Origin of the sequence: Microbacterium sp. (assembly GCF_052099035.1) — a bacterium.
Classification (GTDB): domain Bacteria; phylum Actinomycetota; class Actinomycetes; order Actinomycetales; family Microbacteriaceae; genus Microbacterium.
This window is the reverse complement of record NZ_JBQDSX010000001.1, coordinates 124,770-141,642: the sequence shown is the minus strand read 5'-3', so window position 1 is coordinate 141,642 and position 16,873 is coordinate 124,770. Positions and strand designations below refer to the sequence as shown.

Sequence of the window (16,873 nt, the reverse complement as noted above, 5' to 3'; positions counted from 1 at the left end):
GTTGTGACCCCAGCGGGATTCGAACCCGCGTTACCGCCGTGAGAGGGGAATCGGCTCCCCCCGGAACTGCGTACCCGACTCCGTTCTGCCCTGTGTTTACTGGGGTCCTGCGTGTGTCGAGTGCGACGCGAAAGTTCTCGTCACCAGCGTTGGTTGCCAGGATGTTGCCACGTTGCCGCCCTGTAGCGGCGACCAATCCCAAATTCCTCAGCACCGATGTAGAGATAGCGCCGGAGGCCCTGCACCGCACCACCGGCAGGCAATGGAGCTTCGTACGACTGTCGTCCGTCTGCTTCTCCACCTATTGGATGAGATTGCGAACGAAGTCCAGTAGAACGGAAAGGTCAGCTCATAGAGTCGATGGCATGATTCGATTGCAGCGGTGGTCCAGCGAGGCAGCGTTGCCGCTGGCCGGCGTTGTGCTGTTGATCGGGGCCGGCCTGCCGTCTTTCTTTATCGCGTCACCGGTCGCGCCCATCGGTCTCGCGTTGCTCGCGACGTCGCTGTGCCTGGCGCGACGACTGCCGATGACGAGCTTGGCGCTGGGGCTCGTGCTCCTCATCGCCCAGCTCGCTCTCCCGGCGCTGCGGTTCGGGGCGTTCCTCGGGCCGTGGCAAGTGTGGTTGTACGGTGCGCTGCTGGTCGTGATCGCGGTGACGACCGTGACGCTGCCCCATAGCCGAGTCCGGTGCGCTTTCGGATTCGCCGTGATTGCGGCGCTGTGTGTGGCGGCACTGAATTCACCACCACTGGGCGGATCGACCACGGTGACCTACAGTTGGGACTCCCCGGACCTTGCCGGGCAGATCGCGAGCTGGGCTCTCGGGAGTCTCCTCGTGTTCATCGGAGTATGGGCGATCGCGTTCGCCTACCGGCGCAGCCTTGCGGCCTTGGACGCGCAGCGGGCTGCCCGCGAGTCGGCGCTGTCGGCGCTGTCGGCAGCAGAGGGTGAGCTCCTGCTGGCCGGGGAACGCGATCGGATCGCTCAGGAGGTGCATGACGTGCTCGCACACTCGCTGGCCGTCATCGTCGCGCAGGCCGAGGGCGCCCGCGTCGCCGCCAAGACCGAGCAAGCCAGCGTCCCGTTGCGAACGATCGCGGATACGGCAAGGCAGACTCTCGGAGATGTCCGCTGGCTGATCGATGCTCTGGGTGCGCCTGGCGATGACGCCCCGGCCCCGGGCGTTGCCGACCTGGACGCTCTGTTCGAGCGGATGCAACAGGCGGGGCTGCCGGTGCGGGTGCAGCAGCTCGGTTCTCCTGGTGCGCTGTCGCCAGTAAGTGAATTGTCAGCTCATCGGATTGTTCAAGAGGCGCTGACGAACGCTCTCGTCCACGGGGCCGTGGAACGAGGTGCGGACGTGTCGTTGGATTGGCAGGACGCCGGCCTCGCGGTCACCGTGGTCTCTCGCGCCACTGGTGAAGCACCGGTCGCGGGAAGTGGGCGAGGCGTCACTGGAATGCAGGAACGCGCGCGTCTGGCCGGTGGCTGGCTCTCTGCGGCGCGCGACGAGCAGGAGAACTCCTGGATCGTCACCGCCTACCTGCCAGCGCGGACGAGAGGCGGCGAGGATGAGTGAGATTCGCGTCGCTGTCGTCGATGACGAGCGGCTGTTCTGCGACGGAGTGCGGATGATGGTTGAGTCCCAGCCCGACATGCGATTCACCGGCGCCGCCCACGACGGAGAAGCGGCTATCGCACTGGTGCAGCGCGAGCGACCGGATGTGGTGCTGATGGACGTGCGCATGCCCGCGCTGAACGGGATCGCCGCCACCGCGCGCATCCTCGATGTCGCTGGTGCGGATGCCCCGGCGGTGCTGGTGCTCACGACGATCCGCAGCGACGAGGCTGTGGCCGCCGCGACGCGCGCCGGGGCGGCGGGCTTCCTCCTGAAGGACACCACGGCCGAGACATTGCTCGACGCGGTGCGGACCGTCCATGCCGGGCAGAGCGTGTTCGCATGCCGGTCGTCCACCGAAGTGCTGCGCGAGTCGCGCACGGTCACGCGGACTCCAGTGGTCGACGCGCTCGACCCACTCACCCCGAGGGAACGCCAGGTGTTCCTGTATGCGGCGCGCGGCCTGTCCAACGCACAGATCGCCACCATCGCGTTTATCAGCGAGACGACCGTGAAATCGCATGTCTCCCATATCCTCACCAAGCTCGGGATGCGCTCGCGCCTCCAGCTCATCGCCTTCGCCCTCGACAAAGGACTCATCCGATGACTGAACCGACCACACGGGTGGAGGCACTGACCATCCGGCACCGGCGCATGCGCGTGGATGCGCTGCACGAGGTCAGCCTCACCGTCGACACCGGCGTCACTGCACTGGTAGGTCCGAACGGCGCCGGGAAGTCGACCTTGATTCGCGCGCTCGCCACGCTGGACATGCGATACCGGGGAATCGTCACTGTCAGCGGCCATGATCTGGGAAATCGCGTGGGGCGGCGGCTCGCGCGCGCATCCCTGGGTTACCTGCCCCAAGACTTCCGCTTCACGCCCTCGTTCCAGGTCCGGGAACTAGTCGAGTACGTTGCATGGCTCAAGGAGATACCCGCTCCACGCAGGTCCGACGCGGCGATCCAGGCGATAGAGGCGGTCGGCCTTACGGAGCGGTCGGCGTCGCCGCTGAAGTCGCTGTCGGGTGGAATGCTCCGCCGCGCCGGTATCGCGCAGGCGATTGTGAATCGACCCGCGCTGCTGCTGTTGGACGAGCCGACAGTCGGACTTGACCCGGCGCAGCGCGTCGCGTTCCGTGAACTGATCCGCGACCTTGGCCGACAGACCGCCGTGCTCACCAGCACCCACCTCATCGAGGACGTGCGCGCCACCGCGGATACCGTCGTGGTCCTGGATCGCGGCCGGGTCGTCTTCGTCGGGACCGTCCCGGAGCTGGAGGCTCAGGGCCGACCGGACTCTCCAGGCGACAGTCCACTCGAGCGCGGCTATGCCGCCTTACTCGCTGAAACGGCGGCACTGACGTGAACCGCGGGCCACTGTCGATCGGATTGCGGCGGTCGATCCTGCTGCTGCCGGCCGGCCCGATCATCCTCGCCGCTTACGCAATTACCGCCTCCACTTCAACGCACCCCGTCGTGGCGAGCTGGGCGAACATTGCTTCTGCCCTCAGCGCCGGCGCCACGCTCCTGGCTCCGATCCTCGCCGCCGCGACCGCGTGGGACGCAACCCGTGAGGTCCGCAGCGGCGGCGGCCCGATTCTGCGCACCGCCCCGCGGTCGCTCGCGGCCGCGATCCTCCGTCAGACGATCGCCGCCTGGCTGTGGGGAGCTGCCCTCTGGCTCATCGTCCTTGCCGGACTTGTCGTCCGCGCGGTCATCGTAGGGATCACCGGAGCACCGACGATCGCACTGCTGCACGGACTGCTGGTGGTGCTCGTGAGCGTGACCATCGGCGCCACGACCGCTGCCGCACTCCCCGGTTGGGCTGCACTGCCAGTTGCGATCATCGCGCCGACCATGCTCTACCTGGCGCAGTTCCTCGACCTCGGGGCGCCCTGGCTCCAGTTCGCAAACCCGCTGCGCCGCATCGACACCGCACAAGACGCCTTCACCCACGTCGACTCCGACTGGGTGTTGCTGCGCTACGCGCTCGTCCTCCTTGTCATCACTGCACTCATCGCAATCATCGCTGTACTCCGCGGCCCGCGACGGCTCGTCTCGACCGTGGCAGGGGCCGCCCTGATCGCGGCGGGCGTGCCCGTCGCAGCTGCGCTCGCCCCCGCCGCCGAACGCATCACCGTCTCTGTCTCGCCGTCCGAGCTATCCTTCACGACACTCACCTCAGAGGATCCCGCGCTGACCCTGCATGTTCTGCCGCAATACGCGCCTCTGCGGGAGGATCTACTAACTCGTTGGGGACGCATCGCCTCCCTCGTCGCATCGAGCGAACTTGCCTTCGACACCCTCTCACAAGGCGACGGGACTGTGCCTGACGGTGGCAGCGACCGATTCAAGACGTTCGCACTGAACCCGGCCAGCGCCGACCCCGTCACAGACAGCGTGCATGCCGCGCTGTTCTCGCTGGTCGGGCAGCGCTGTGGGACCGACGAGGCCGGCGGCGCCTGGCCCGCCCTCGGGGCCGTGAATGTGTTCCTCGCCGATGATCCCGACGCCGCCCTGTTCGCGGTCGATGCCGCCGAGCTGAATCGACTGGTCGACGCGCTTCGCTCGAAGACACTCCCCGAGGCGCAAACCTGGTTCGCCGAGCATTCTGCCGCGTACCTCGATTGCTCGCTGCGCCCTGAGGACATCATCGGATGACACTCCGCTTCCTGCACGCCCGGCACCTGCTCCCAGTCATTCTGTCGGTGCTCGCCCTCCAGACCGCGCTCGCGCTCGTTGGCGCGCGAGCGCTCGTTTTCTCCCGGCCGGACTTCCTTGCGGCGACCTCCCTCACCGCGCTCGGCCAGTTCATCCCAGTCGCTGCCGCACTGATCGTCTACGGCTCACATACCCGCGATGCCGAACGCCTCGCGTCTCGGCCGCTGTGGCCGCAACGTCTGCTCCTGCACGGCATCGTCCTGACGGTATGCACCGGCACCGCGCTACTTCTCTCGCATTTGCTCGGCCTCGCGGCTGATGAGGCCGTGATCGGCACGACCGGAACACTCGCCCCGTTACGCAACATGCTCGGTCTCCTCGGTGCGGGCCTGATCGCCGCCCGCTTCCTCGACCGACGCATCGCCGCCGTCGCACCAGCGACCCTCATCCTGCTCCCGGTCGTCGTCAACCCCGGTCAGTATCCGTTCAGCGAGACCTGGGGCTTCGTCCTCACCGACACCAGCCACCCGGCGAACTGGGTCGCAGCCATAGCCCTTCTTACGGTCGGATGCGCCCTACACCTGCGGACTAAATAGCACCCACGCGTTGCCAAACGGCCGCACCGCATGCCCTCGTTCAGCCAAGCCCGGTCAGACCTCACTTCATACAAAGCATTCATAATAAGAATGAACGTATACTACGACGACAGCAGTCATCTTAGTTAGGAGTCGAGATGCATGGCGGTGTGGTTCTGTTCCGGGGCACCGGAGCCGATGCCATGCGTTATGTCGAGGCCGACCGCTCGCGAGCAGATGACTATTACCTTGGCGATGCCACCGGCATCTCTTACGCCGTCGTCGACGCATCCGGCGAGGCGAATAGCCGATCGCTCAGCTCTGATGACTATGCGGGCTGGGTGGACTGGATCAACCCCGACACCGGCGAACGAATGGGCAGGCCACGGCTCGCGGGGTCGGATCGTCAAGGCTCACCTCGGTTCGCAGAGATGGTCATCAACACTCCGAAATCTCTGTCCATCGCCGCCGCTCTCCACTCCGAAGTATCCGAAGCCTTGGATGCTGCGCAGCAGGACGCGCTATCGGAGATTCAGCGGTGGCTCGCTCAGCACTCAGTGACGCGTGTCGGTCCGCGCGGGAAGCAGGAGGTTGTACCGATCGAGCACATGCAGGTCGTCGGGATCACGCATCGCACTTCTCGTGCGGGTGACCCGCACCGCCACATCCATATGCAGGTCGGCACCAGGGTCTGGGCGGCAGGCAAATGGCGGGCGTTGGATACGGCGGCGATGTTCAAACAGCAGGGCGCGATCCGTGCGCTCGGGGCCGCCGTGATCGCTGCCAGCCCTGAGCTTGCGGCGGTGCTCGACAAGCATGGCCTCACCCTTGACCCGGTGACGGGAGAGGTAACGGAGTTGGAGCCGTTCAACGCGCTGATGAGCAAGCGCGGCGCACAGGTACGGAAGAACCTGGAACGGCTCGAAGCCGAGTGGGAAGCGGCGCATCCGGGCGAGACAATGGGGCCGGTGGTGTCGTCGCGGTTGACGGCGAAGGCGTGGGCGTTCGAGCGGCCCGCGAAGAAGCCCGCCACGACGCGGGAAGAGGCTGAATGGTTGACCGAGCTACGAGAGGCCGGCTACGACCCGGAAACCCTCACCCGCAAACTCGTCAGCGCGCCGGCGCAATCAGACGAACTGTCGGTGCAGGAGATTACGTCGCGCGCGCTGGATCGCTGCGCCGCCGCGTGCTCGGCGTGGACGCGTCACGACGTGCAGGAGCACGTCACCCGCATCATCAACGAATACGGAGTGCGTGCTACCCACGAGGAGTTGCGTGAGCTGGTCGCACTCTCAACGGCGCTCGCGCTCGAGGATTGCTTTTCGATCCTCCCGACTGGTGCACCCGCACCGGAGCATGTGGCGCATCTCACGACCTTGCGCGTGGTGCAGGTCGAAACCGAACTGCGCGACCTGCTCACCGCCCACACGCCGGAGAAGAAGCAGCGCCATCGTGACGTGTCGCAGGTTGCAGAGCGTCTCGGGCAGCAGCTCGACGCAGGCCAACTCGACGCGGCCGCAGCAGTCGCATCCACCGATCCACTCGTGATCGTGGAAGGCGCAGCCGGGGCGGGGAAGACCACGATGCTCGCCACGGCAATAGCCGCCGCGAACGATCACGGCCGACGCGTGCGAGTCGTCGCGCCGACCAAGCGCGCCGCCGAGGTTGCACACCAGGAGCTCGGCGTGCCCGCAACATCAGTTGCCGCTCTCGTGCACGCGCATGGCTACCGGTGGAATGAGGACGGCGTATGGATGCGACTCACGCCGGGCGCGACTGATCCGGCCACAGGCGCAGAGTTCACGGGCCCGCCGCCCGGTACTGTGTTGCGGCGCGGGGATCGGATCGTTGTCGATGAGGCCGGGATGCTTGACCAAGATGCAGCTCTCGCGCTGTTCACGGTTGCAGCGGAAGTGGGTGCAACGGTCGCGCTTGTGGGCGACCGTGCGCAACTCGCAGCTGTCGGGCGCGGCGGTGTGCTCGACATGGCCGCACTGATTCGCGGTCGCATCTTCGACATGGCCGAGGTACACCGCTTCATCGACCCCGACTACGCCGACCTCACCGTCCGTATGCGCGACCGCTACAACCCCGGCGATGTGTTCGACCAACTCGACCGGCTCGGCCTTATCCGCCTACACGCAGACGGCGACGAGCTACAAGAGCACATCGCGCAGAATGCCCGCGACGGAGAGACAATCACCGTCGCGGGAAACGAGGACGCTACGCGGTTGAATGAGCGCATCCGGGAAGAGCGGATCGCTCGCGGCCTGGTCGATGACGCCGCCACGACGATGGGCAGGGATGGGCTGAGTATCGGTGCGGGTGATCTGATCCAGACTCGCAGTAACGACACTGCGCTGGGGGTGGCTAACCGGCAGCAGTGGATGGTGCAGCACGTCGAAGCGGACGGATCGGTCTGGGTGCGCGACGCACACGACGACCGCAAGCGGGAACACACACGGCACCTCCCCGCGGAATACATCCGCGAGCACGCGCACCTGGTCTATGCAGCGACCGCCTACGGCGTGCAAGGGGTGACCGCCCTGGCCTCGCACACGATCCTCAGCGACGGCATCAATGGCGCGGCGGTGTATGTCGGCATGACGAGAGGCAGGGGCGAGAACGCCCTGCACGTCATCGCGGAGAGCCGTGCCGAGGCGCGGGCGCAGTTCATCGACGCGATGGAACGCGATAACGCCGACCGCGGCCTCGCCGACGCGACAGAGCGCGCGGCGGAGGCCGTGCGAGGTCTCGTTGACGAGGGCACGGTGAAGCTCGTGAACACGCGCGTCGCGCAGCTCATCCAGGATGCGGAGAAGGCCGAGCGACGCGCCGCGTGGTGGGAGCGCGTCGGCGCGCGCCTCGACCAGCAGCACGAGCACCAGCAGGCAGAGATGGACGAGCAAACCGCCGTGATCCAGGCCGAGACTGAGGCGGCAACACGTGTGCGCGCCGAGGTGCGGGAACCGCTCACGGTGGTCGCAATGCAGGAAGGCCGCGAGCACCTGGCCGCGCTTGATCATGAGGCAGCCGCACAGACAAAGTTCAACACAGCAGGGAGGTTCGGGAGACGCGCCGCACGCAAAGACCACCAGGCCGCGACCACACGAGCGGGAAAGAGCGGTGCCCGTGTTGCAGACCGTTGGGGCACCACGCCCCGCGACGCCGACACCCTCACCGGCTGGGCCTCGCGCGCAGCTGAACGGCTCGCCGCCCGCGACCCTCGCGTGATCGAAGCCGAGCAGCACGCCGAAGCCGCCCGTACTGCCGGGGAGGAGATGGACAAGCGACACCGCAGCGAACGCCGCGCGCTCCATGCCGACATCTTCGGAGCCGAACAGGTACGGCGCGATCCACTGCGCTACGAGTTCACCCGCTCCGACCGAGAAGCCGCCAACGCGGGCCGCGCCGCCGCGATCGCACGACAAGAGGCAACCACCTTGCGATCCTTGTCTGTGCAGGACGCCGCTGCTCGGATCACGGCCCAGCGCGAGGCCGCAGAACGGGCACGGCTCGCCCGAGAGTCCCGCGCGCGCAAGCTCCACGCGTCCCATGATCTGCTCAGCGAGAGCCGTCGTCGCACCGGCCCACACAACGACGTGTCGAGGCTGTAGCGAGCTTTCCCCCGAACGTCAGGCCTCAGCGGTAGACTTGGAGCATGACGCCGAAGCTCGCAGACTACATCGCAGAGGGACGCACCCTCTCCGCCGATGAGCGCGAGATTGCTGCGCTCGCGCTCCAGCAGATCAGCGACACCGAGCAGGCAGAAGTCGATGCCGCATGGGATGAAGAGATCGACCTTCGGGTGGACGAGATTCTGACCGGCAAGGTCGAACTTGTTGACGGCGACGAGACCCGACGCTTGGCCCGAGCAATGTTGGCGGCTCGCCGCAAGTGAGCGCGCTATCCTGGCGCGAGCATCCGGCCGCTCGCGAGGAGTATCTCGACGCCCTCGCCTGGTATGACGATCAGGAAGCCGGGCTGGGCGACCGACTGGGTGATGACCTCGACAACGGCGTGGACTTCATCAGGGAGTGGCCGGATTCCGCGCCGCTCTATCGTGGCCGCCAGCGCATCCCTCGTCTTCGACGCAAGGGCACTGACGTGTTCCCCTACGGCATCATCTACTTCGTTCGAGACGACGAGGTCATCGTTGTCGCGTACGCGCACGAGAGACGCCGCCCCGGATACTGGCGGAAACGACTCAAAGACCTCTAAGCGGGCAGCGTAGCGAGCTATCCCCGGCGACCGGGAGGCAGAAGTCCGCGCGCGCGGGTGCGGACGAGCCAGCCCTGCGCGGTGGCGTGAGCGACGCCGTTGATCTTCCCCATAGTGACCGCCGGGGCCTCATCACCCTGTGACGCGAGCTTGCCGTACTGGAGCGCGACGAGTTCGTAGAAGTCCGGCGTCTGCTTCGGGTTCCCGAGCGGCTTGAGTAGATCGCGCTCGCTGATCTTCCGACCAGACGGCAGCACGATCTTTCCGCCTGTGATCGTGACCGTCCGCTTCATTGCGAACAGCCGCTCGTTGATCGCAGCCTCAATCCGAGCGGTCGGCAGGGTACGAAGGTCTTGGCTGGAGATGGGGTCGCCCGGTCGCCACGGAAGGTACACGACGCCGGTGATCTTCACTTCCTCCGGCACGGCGAACTGCTGACGCTGGAGCCGAATGAACACGCGAGTCGCGGTCGCCGCGTGCTCGATGTAACGCCAACGGCCGTCGATCGTCTCGTTCTGCTCCGAGTCGAGCTGCGCCTGCCGATCCTCCGCAGTCACGGCCTGGTCGTTATAGCCGAGCGCTTCATCCAGGAACGCACTCGCGTCCTCGGCCCGCTCCCCCGGAAAGCGGTCAGGCAGGTGCCACCCGTCAGGCAGGTCGTCCTGTACGAGCAGTCCGTCATAGGACTGGTCGCCGGGGCGATGACCGGAGGGTGTGGGCATGTTCCGATTCTAGCGAGCAACACGAGCAACTAAAACACTTGCTGTTATCGGCGTGTTGTGATCTAATCTAAGATACTCGCTGCTATCGCAGCTATGATATGAGTTAGATCGGAGGACACGATGGGTCAGAATGCCGCACCCACAGACGAGCACCCGCATCCCCCGCTCTTCTACTCCGAGGAAGAAACCGCCGCACTGCTCGGCATCCACCGCACGACGCTTCGAACTCTTGCCCTCGCAGGCGAGGCTCCGGTGGAGCCGGTACGACTCACCCGACACAAGCGCGTCTACCGTCGCATCGACGTGCAGCGCCTCGCCGGGCTGGAGAAGTAGGCGACAGAGTCATGGGAAGCATTGAGGCGTACGAGACGGCGAAAGGCCGTCGTTACCGTGCCCTCTATCGCCGACCCGACAAGAAGCAGACCCAGAAGCGCGGCTTCACGACAAAGAAGGCCGCTGAGCTTTTCCTGGCGACGACCGAGGTCAACATCGCCCAAGGCCGCTACCTCGATCCCTCGCTCGCGAAGGTGAGCGTCGCCGACTGGCTCCAAACTTGGCTCGCCGCGCGAGGCGACCTGCGAGCAACCACGCGCAGCCGTGTCGAGAACATCATCGATAAGCACATCACGCCCGAGCTCGGCAGCATCCCGATCGGCAACCTCACCCGGCTCCGAGTACAGGAATGGGCATCCGCACTACCAGGCGCACCCGCGACAGTGCGGAAGATCGTCAACGTGCTCTCGGGAGCACTACGGTTCGCGGTCGAGGACGAGCGCCTGCCGTCGAACCCCGCCGCCAGGCTCAAACTCCCCAAGCCGACAAAGACGCGCAAGCGGTATCTCTCGCACGATCAGGTCGCGGCGCTCGCCCAGGCCATTGACGAGATGAAAGACGGTCGAGACTATGGCTATGGCCTCGTCGTGCTCACTCTCGCATACTGCGGCCTGCGCTGGGGCGAACTATCCGGGCTGCGAATCTGTGACCTCGACCTCGACGCGAAACATCCTCGCCTGACCGTCGAGCAGACCGTCGTCGCCGACAAGGGGTACCAGCGCATCGAGCCAACGAAGGACTACGAGCACCGGAGCATCCCGATCCCTGCGTTCCTCGTCCGCCTGCTCCGCGCGCAGATCACCGGACGCGACGCCGACGCTCCCGTGTTCTACGGCATCCGCACCGGCACCTGGCTCCGCAACCACGTCTACCGCGTCGGCTGGTTCGACACCGCCGCAACCGTAATCGGCCTCAAAGGACTCACGCCCCACGAACTACGGCACACCGCCGCATCACTCGCGGTCAGCGCTGGAGCGAACGTCAAGGCCGTGCAGCGGATGCTCGGACACGCCTCGGCCGCAGTCACCCTCGACGTGTACGCCGACCTGTTCGATGACGACCTCGACGGCGTTGCCACTGCGCTCGACCGGGCAGCGATGAAATCGGATGTTGCCAATCTGTTGCCAAAAGCCGCTTAGCCCCGTTTCAGCGGCTATCGTCGGATATGCGAAAACCCCCGCCTGAGCGGGGGTTTTCTTGTTGGTGACCCCAGCGGGATTCGAACCCGCGTTACCGCCGTGAGAGGGCGGCGTACTAGGCCGCTATACGATGGGGCCATGCCTTGCGGAGCATTTCTGCCCCGCGACAACCGTTCAAGTATGCCATGAGGATTTCGACTCCGCAAAATCCGGCCGGGGCGAACCCGGATCCCGGGCGCGTCACCGCGTGAGTTCTCGATTTTGCGGCGAGCTGTCGAAAGGAGTTGACTCTCGGTATGCGCGTAACCAAGCACGAACATGCCACGCTTCGACTCGACGAGAGTGGCGATACGCTCCTGATCGATCCCGGCTCGTTCACCACGCCGCTCGACGATCTCTCGGGCGTGGTCGGTGTGGTGCTCACCCACGAGCATCCCGATCACTGGACTCCCGAGCATCTTGACCGCATTCTCCGCGCGGTCCCCGGCACGCCGATCTTCGCTCCAGCCGGTGTCGCGGCAGCGGCATCCGACTACGAGATCACGGTGGTCTCCCCCGGCGATACCGTCACCGCCGGCAGGTTCACCCTGCGTTTCTTCGGTGGCGACCATGCGGTCATCCACGCATCGCTCCCCCTCGTGCAGAACGTCGGAGTCCTCGTCAACGACACGCTCTACTACCCGGGCGATTCCTACGCCGTCCCGGAGGGCGTGGAGGTCGATGCTCTCGCGGCGCCCCTCGGCGCCCCCTGGCTGAAGGTCGGCGACGCGATGGACTTCGTGCTGGCCGTCAAGCCGCGCCGTGCATTCGGCGTACACGACATGACCCTTTCGGTGATCGGCCGCAATATGCACCGGCAACGCCTCCAGTGGGCGACCGAGCAGAACGGTGGGGAGTTCTTCGAACTCGATCCCGGCGACACGCTCGACCTGTGAAACGACTGCTGCCGTCCCCCACTTCGCGCTTGCGTTTCCGAGAGATGACAATCCGCGACCTCGATAACATGGCTGCGCTCCTCGGTGATGCGGACATCATGGCGTTCTATGCCGCTCCGAAAACACGCCCAGAGAGCGTCGCGTGGATCGAGCGCAACCAGGAGCGGTACGCGCACGATGGTCACGGACTGTGGATCCTCGAGACGCACTCAGGAGAATTCATCGGCGACTGCGGCATCACTTGGCAGTCCTACAACGACACGCCTGTACGCGAAGTCGGCTATCACGTAGTGACCGCGCAGCAGGGCCGCGGCTTCGCCACTGAGGCGGCGCAGGCTTGTGTCGAGCTCATCCGTCGGGAGTTTGCCCCGACGGCGCTCACAGCGATCATCCATCCGGAGAACACCGCTTCCCGTCGTGTCGCGGAGCATCTCGGGATGACGCACATCGCCGATGACCATGCGCACCCCTGGATCGTACGCACGGTCATGGGCATGACGGTCGGTGCCGACGGTCAGCTCTCCAGCTGATCCTGGAGGGCGCGCACGCGCAGGTCTCGGGCGAGATGGTCGCGCTGCTCGATCACCAGTCGTCGCAGTGCCGCCGGAGCCGACTCGTTCTGCGCGAGCCAGCCGTCGACGAGCTCCAGACTCTCGGATGCCGGGAACAGCCCGACCACCAGTCGCCGAGCCAGTTCGATGCTGCGATCACGCCATGCGCCGGTGATCCGCTCGAAGTATCCCGCATCGAGCATGCTGATGAGGTCACGACGCCCGCCAGCACGCACACCGTCCACGGTGGCGCTGAGGTGATCGTTGCTGAGCGACTCGTCTTCCCACGCTCGATGCCAAGCGACAAGACGCACCTCCTGCACCGGTCGTGCCGCGAGGGCCCGGATGGCTGCGGTCCGGCCAGATGCTGTTCCATCGCGCTCGAGTTCCGCCTCGATGTCGGGGCCGGTCGCCTGCCCGACCGTTGCCAGTGACGTGAGCAGTGCCCAACGCAGATCGGGATCCACACGCAGCCCTTCGGGTCCATTTCCGTCAAGAATCGCTCGCACCTGCGCGGCGCGGGCATCGTCGTAGGCGGATGCCGCCGCGAACGCGCGCGCCCAGGACAGCTGCGCATCGCTGCCGGCTTCTGCGGCTTCGAGCGCCGACCACGTCGCCTGCAGCCACGTGGCGCGCTGCGCCGAGCGCGCAGCATCCGGAAGGAAGTGACCGATCGCGTGGGCCGCGTTCGCCAGCACTCCGCTGAGCAGTCCGATGTTGTCCTCGGTCGGAGCATGGGCCGCGACGATCTTCAGATACCGGGCCGCCGAGAGCACGCCGTCTCGTGTGTCGTTCCACAGCGACGACCACACCAGCGCACGGGGAAGCGGCTCGAGCGATGATAGTGCCTGCTCCACGGCATCCAGCGATCGCGCATCGAGACGCGCCTTGGCGTAGGTGAGGTCGTCGTCGTTGATGATCACGAGGTCGGCGTCGCCGATTCGAACCAGTGTCCGCTCGTCGACGATATCGAGCTCGACCTTCTCGCTGAGCACGAGACGTCCGTCACGGAGGTCGTACAGTCCGACACGTAGACGGTGCGGTCGCGGGTCCGTCTGCACCAGCATCCGCTGACCGTCCTCGTCCGTCTCCAGAGCAAGCGTCGACATCCCGCTCGTTTCGAGCCATGCGCGCGACCAAGCCCGCACATCGCGGCCGGAGACGTCTTCCAGCTGAACGAGCAGATCCTCCACTGTCGTATTGCCGTAGGCGTGAGCGGCGAAGTATCGGCGTGCCCCCTCGAAGAAGTGGTCCTCGCCGACGAACGCAACCAGCTGCTTGAGCACGGCGGCGCCCTTCGCATAGGTGATGCCGTCGAAGTTGAGCTTGGCGGCTTCGAGGTCGGTGATGTCGGCGACGATCGGATGCGTCGTGGGAAGCTGATCCTGTAGGTAGGCCCATGCCTTGCGATTCGCGGCGAATCGTACCCACGCGTCGGTATAGCGAGTCGCAGCGGCCGAGGCGTGCGCGCCCATGTAGTCGGCAAAGGATTCCTTCAGCCACAGGTCATCCCACCAGCGCATGGTGACGAGGTCGCCGAACCACATGTGTGCCATCTCGTGCAGGATCGTATTCGCGCGTCCCCCACGCTGCGCCTCCGTCGCCGCACCGCGCGAGAGATATGACTCTGTGAAGGTGACCAGACCAGGGTTCTCCATCGCCCCGAGGTTGTACTCGGGAACGAAGATCTGGTCGTACTTGCCCCACGGATACGGGTAGGCGAAAGCATCGGTGAAGAAGTCGAGCCCCTGCCGGGTGACCTCGATGATCTCGTCTGCCTCGAGGAACTGAGCGAGCGATGGGCGGCACAGGACTCCGAGCGCAACCGTCTGATCGCCGCGAGTCCACTGCGCCTCCACGCGGTGGTAGGGGCCCGCGGCGATCGAGGTGATGTAACTCGACAGCGGCAGCGTAGGCGCGAATTCGACGGTCTGCGCGCCAGCATCCGCCGTGACGCCCACGGCACTCTGGTTCGACAGCACGTGCCAGCCGGTCGGCGCGTGGACGACGAAGGTATAGGACGCCTTCATGTCCGGCTGTTCGAAGCAGGCCATGACCCGACGCGAATCCGCCGGCTCGTACTGGGTGTAGAGATATGTCTCGCCATCGACAGGGTCGACGAACCGGTGAAGACCCTCACCTGAACGGCTGTAGACGCCGTGCGCGTCGATCACGACCGTGTTGGATGCTGCGAGCCCGGAGAGCACGATGCGCGCGCCGTCGTACTCGACGCGACGCGATTCACCGTTCACTGTCACCGCGGTCACGGCTTCACCGATGAAGTCGATCCACGTCTCCGATGAGGTGGCATCGAAGCGCAGCGTCGTCGTGGTCCCGAAGGTGGACTGCCCCGGGTCTCGCGCCTCCCGCAGATCCAATTCGACGCGGATGTCGTGGACGGTGATGGCCGCGTATCGCACGGCCGTCTCATTCCTGGTCAGGTTCGCAGAGCTCATGGAACCATCGTTTCATGCCTCTGTTCGCCATCTGGTGTGGTTTTTGGTGTCGGATCGGCTAGAATGAGTTTGTATTCGCGATGACGGATGGTATCTCCGCCTGTTCATCGGTCCGATTGCTTACACGGCATGGTGGCCACTTGTTCTTCCGCCCTCACCAATCTCACTCTCTCCGGGCACGTCACGCCGCTTCTTCGCCGCTCCCCGGATAGCCTCAGAACTGCCGTACCGATTCATGGTCACGGCAAGACGGGTCGATGATCGACCCACGAACACCAAAGGAAACACAGCATGGCCACTGGCACTGTCAAATGGTTCAACTCCGACAAGGGCTTCGGCTTCATTGCTCCCGATGACGGATCCGCAGACGTCTTCGCGCACTTCAGCGCGATCCAGTCGAGCGGTTACCGCAACCTCGAGGAAGCACAGAAGGTCGAGTTCGACACGGAGCAGGGACCCAAGGGCCCCCAGGCGACGAACATTCGTCCGCTCTGATCTGAGCTTCGAAAGGCCCGATTCCGCCACGCGGAGTCGGGCCTTTCATCTGTCCGGCCTCATATTCACAGGTTCGCGACTTGACGTGACGCCTCCCGCCACGTAAATTACAGAACGGTAACGGTCCTACCCGAAGGGATCGTCGTCGAGCAGAACTGCTCCACCGGAAGGACCCCGTCACGAACTCCCTGCCTCCCGAGCGCGCGCCCGAATCCGCCGCGCCCGCTCCCGAAGACAGCTCGATTGCCCCCAGGCCGCAGCTGCGCCGCGACCGACGGCTCGCAGCACAGGCGGCTCTTGCCGCGGCCGCAACCGAGCAGCCCGCCATCCCGATGGCGCCGCGCGAAGAGATTCCTGCCACTCCACGCCGGGACCTCCCCACGGTCCCCCGCACCGAAGCGGCAGTCCCCGCGGCCACGAGCCACCGCCCCCCGAGAAACGTTCGTCGTCGGCGCTGGGCGAAGACGAAGGCCATCGGAGCCACCCTTGCTGTCGGCGGCATGATCGCTGGCGCAGCACTCCCGGCCCTGAACCCGGATTCGAGCCCGGTCGCTGCGCTCACCGTGGCATCCGGCTCCGCCGATGACCCCACACAGACATACAGCTCGACAGACGAGATCCGCGCAGAGATCGCGCCTCGCGGCAACTTCTCGGCGACAACACCCGAAGAGATCCAGGCGACGCGCTCGCAGGCCATCTCGGCAGCGGTGTCAGCCGGTATGCCGCTCGCAAGCGCCGTAGACATCCCCATCGCCGATCACGTCGTGATGCCGATGGCCGAGGGAAGCTACTCATTCACCGATGGCTTCGGCGCATCCCGTCCAGGGCGGTCGCACCTGGGACAGGACTTCGCCGCTCCCGTCGGCGCGCCGATCAACGCAGCGATGAAGGGTTGCGTCTCCCGCTCGAGCGAGAGCTATCAGGGCTACGGCGTCACGATCCAGATCGAGAGCATCGTCGACGGCGAATCCGTGAGCACCGTGTACTCCCACATGAACTACGGCACGCGTGCTGTCGACGTCGGCGATTGCGTCGAGGCTGGCCAGTACCTTGGGGACGTCGGTTCGACCGGCTACGTCTTCGGCTCCTGCCTGCACTTCGAAGTGCACATCAACAACGCCGCCATCGATCCGATGCCATGGATGCAGGAGCATCTGAACTGAT

At 65.6% G+C, this 16,873-nt stretch carries 16 protein-coding genes and 1 tRNA gene; 14 read left to right on the top strand and 3 right to left on the bottom strand.

Annotated features, from left to right (window positions below):
* Window positions 1–365: 365 nt before the first annotated feature.
* The 8 genes from ACTIAO_RS00705 (at window position 366) to ACTIAO_RS00670 (ending at window position 9,078) form a co-directional block, all read left to right on the top strand.
* Entirely contained in the window at window positions 366–1,580 is a 1,215-nt protein-coding gene (locus tag ACTIAO_RS00705) for a sensor histidine kinase (protein WP_176387288.1), read from the top strand.
* A complete protein-coding gene (locus ACTIAO_RS00700) occupies window positions 1,573–2,226 on the top strand; it encodes a response regulator transcription factor (RefSeq protein WP_087016173.1) in 654 nt (217 codons plus the stop codon). Before ACTIAO_RS00705 ends, ACTIAO_RS00700 begins: the two co-directional genes overlap by 8 nt.
* Entirely contained in the window at window positions 2,223–2,987 is a 765-nt protein-coding gene (locus ACTIAO_RS00695) for an ATP-binding cassette domain-containing protein (protein ID WP_087016175.1), read from the top strand. Before ACTIAO_RS00700 ends, ACTIAO_RS00695 begins: the two co-directional genes overlap by 4 nt.
* Window positions 2,984–4,282 (top strand): hypothetical protein, encoded by a 1,299-nt coding sequence (locus ACTIAO_RS00690; protein WP_441904416.1) that lies wholly within the window; start codon window positions 2,984–2,986, stop codon window positions 4,280–4,282. Before ACTIAO_RS00695 ends, ACTIAO_RS00690 begins: the two co-directional genes overlap by 4 nt.
* Window positions 4,279–4,878, top strand: a complete 600-nt coding sequence (locus tag ACTIAO_RS00685) for a hypothetical protein (RefSeq protein ID WP_087016179.1) — start codon at window positions 4,279–4,281, stop codon at window positions 4,876–4,878. Before ACTIAO_RS00690 ends, ACTIAO_RS00685 begins: the two co-directional genes overlap by 4 nt.
* Window positions 4,879–5,015: 137 nt before the next feature.
* Window positions 5,016–8,474, top strand: a complete 3,459-nt coding sequence (gene mobF, locus ACTIAO_RS00680) for a MobF family relaxase (RefSeq protein WP_087016181.1) — start codon at window positions 5,016–5,018, stop codon at window positions 8,472–8,474.
* Window positions 8,475–8,518: 44 nt separating this feature from the next.
* On the top strand, window positions 8,519–8,758 hold the full coding sequence (locus ACTIAO_RS00675) for an addiction module protein (protein ID WP_087016183.1): 240 nt from the start codon (window positions 8,519–8,521) through the stop codon (window positions 8,756–8,758).
* Window positions 8,755–9,078, top strand: a complete 324-nt coding sequence (locus tag ACTIAO_RS00670; protein ID WP_087016185.1) for a type II toxin-antitoxin system RelE/ParE family toxin — start codon at window positions 8,755–8,757, stop codon at window positions 9,076–9,078. The genes ACTIAO_RS00675 and ACTIAO_RS00670 overlap by 4 nt, the downstream gene beginning before the upstream one ends.
* A gap of 17 nt (window positions 9,079–9,095) precedes the next feature.
* Here the strand turns inward: ACTIAO_RS00670 and ACTIAO_RS00665 are convergent, their stop codons facing one another.
* On the bottom strand, window positions 9,096–9,800 hold the full coding sequence (locus ACTIAO_RS00665; protein WP_087016187.1) for a hypothetical protein: 705 nt from the start codon (window positions 9,798–9,800) through the stop codon (window positions 9,096–9,098).
* A 120-nt stretch (window positions 9,801–9,920) separates the two neighbouring features.
* Here ACTIAO_RS00665 and ACTIAO_RS00660 point away from each other — a divergent pair, with 120 nt between their 5' ends.
* The gene (locus tag ACTIAO_RS00660; protein WP_087016189.1) at window positions 9,921–10,133 is read left to right on the top strand and encodes a helix-turn-helix transcriptional regulator; all 213 of its coding nucleotides are present in this window, start codon (window positions 9,921–9,923) and stop codon (window positions 10,131–10,133) included.
* An 11-nt stretch (window positions 10,134–10,144) separates the two neighbouring features.
* On the top strand, window positions 10,145–11,272 hold the full coding sequence (locus ACTIAO_RS00655) for a tyrosine-type recombinase/integrase (protein WP_441904415.1): 1,128 nt from the start codon (window positions 10,145–10,147) through the stop codon (window positions 11,270–11,272).
* Between the two features lie 62 nt (window positions 11,273–11,334).
* Here the strand turns inward: ACTIAO_RS00655 and ACTIAO_RS00650 are convergent.
* A tRNA-Glu gene (locus tag ACTIAO_RS00650) sits at window positions 11,335–11,410 on the bottom strand.
* A 158-nt stretch (window positions 11,411–11,568) separates the two neighbouring features.
* Between ACTIAO_RS00650 and ACTIAO_RS00645 the strand changes: the two genes are divergently transcribed.
* A complete protein-coding gene (locus tag ACTIAO_RS00645) occupies window positions 11,569–12,207 on the top strand; it encodes an MBL fold metallo-hydrolase (RefSeq protein WP_441904414.1) in 639 nt (212 codons plus the stop codon).
* Complete coding sequence (locus tag ACTIAO_RS00640; RefSeq protein WP_441904413.1) at window positions 12,204–12,737, top strand: GNAT family N-acetyltransferase; 534 nt, start codon at window positions 12,204–12,206, stop codon at window positions 12,735–12,737. The genes ACTIAO_RS00645 and ACTIAO_RS00640 overlap by 4 nt, the downstream gene beginning before the upstream one ends.
* Here the strand turns inward: ACTIAO_RS00640 and pepN are convergent.
* Window positions 12,722–15,214: an aminopeptidase N gene (gene pepN / locus ACTIAO_RS00635; RefSeq protein WP_441904412.1), complete on the bottom strand. Its 2,493-nt coding sequence runs from the start codon at window positions 15,212–15,214 to the stop codon at window positions 12,722–12,724. The two genes, ACTIAO_RS00640 and pepN, sit on opposite strands and share 16 nt — an antisense overlap.
* A 291-nt stretch (window positions 15,215–15,505) precedes the next feature.
* Between pepN and ACTIAO_RS00630 the strand changes: the two genes are divergently transcribed.
* A complete protein-coding gene (locus tag ACTIAO_RS00630) occupies window positions 15,506–15,709 on the top strand; it encodes a cold-shock protein (protein ID WP_147037883.1) in 204 nt (67 codons plus the stop codon).
* A 332-nt stretch (window positions 15,710–16,041) separates the two neighbouring features.
* Window positions 16,042–16,872 carry a M23 family metallopeptidase gene (locus tag ACTIAO_RS00625; protein ID WP_441904411.1) on the top strand — a complete coding sequence of 277 codons (831 nt, stop codon included), beginning with the start codon at window positions 16,042–16,044 and terminating at the stop codon, window positions 16,870–16,872.
* Window position 16,873: the final 1 nt, after the last annotated feature.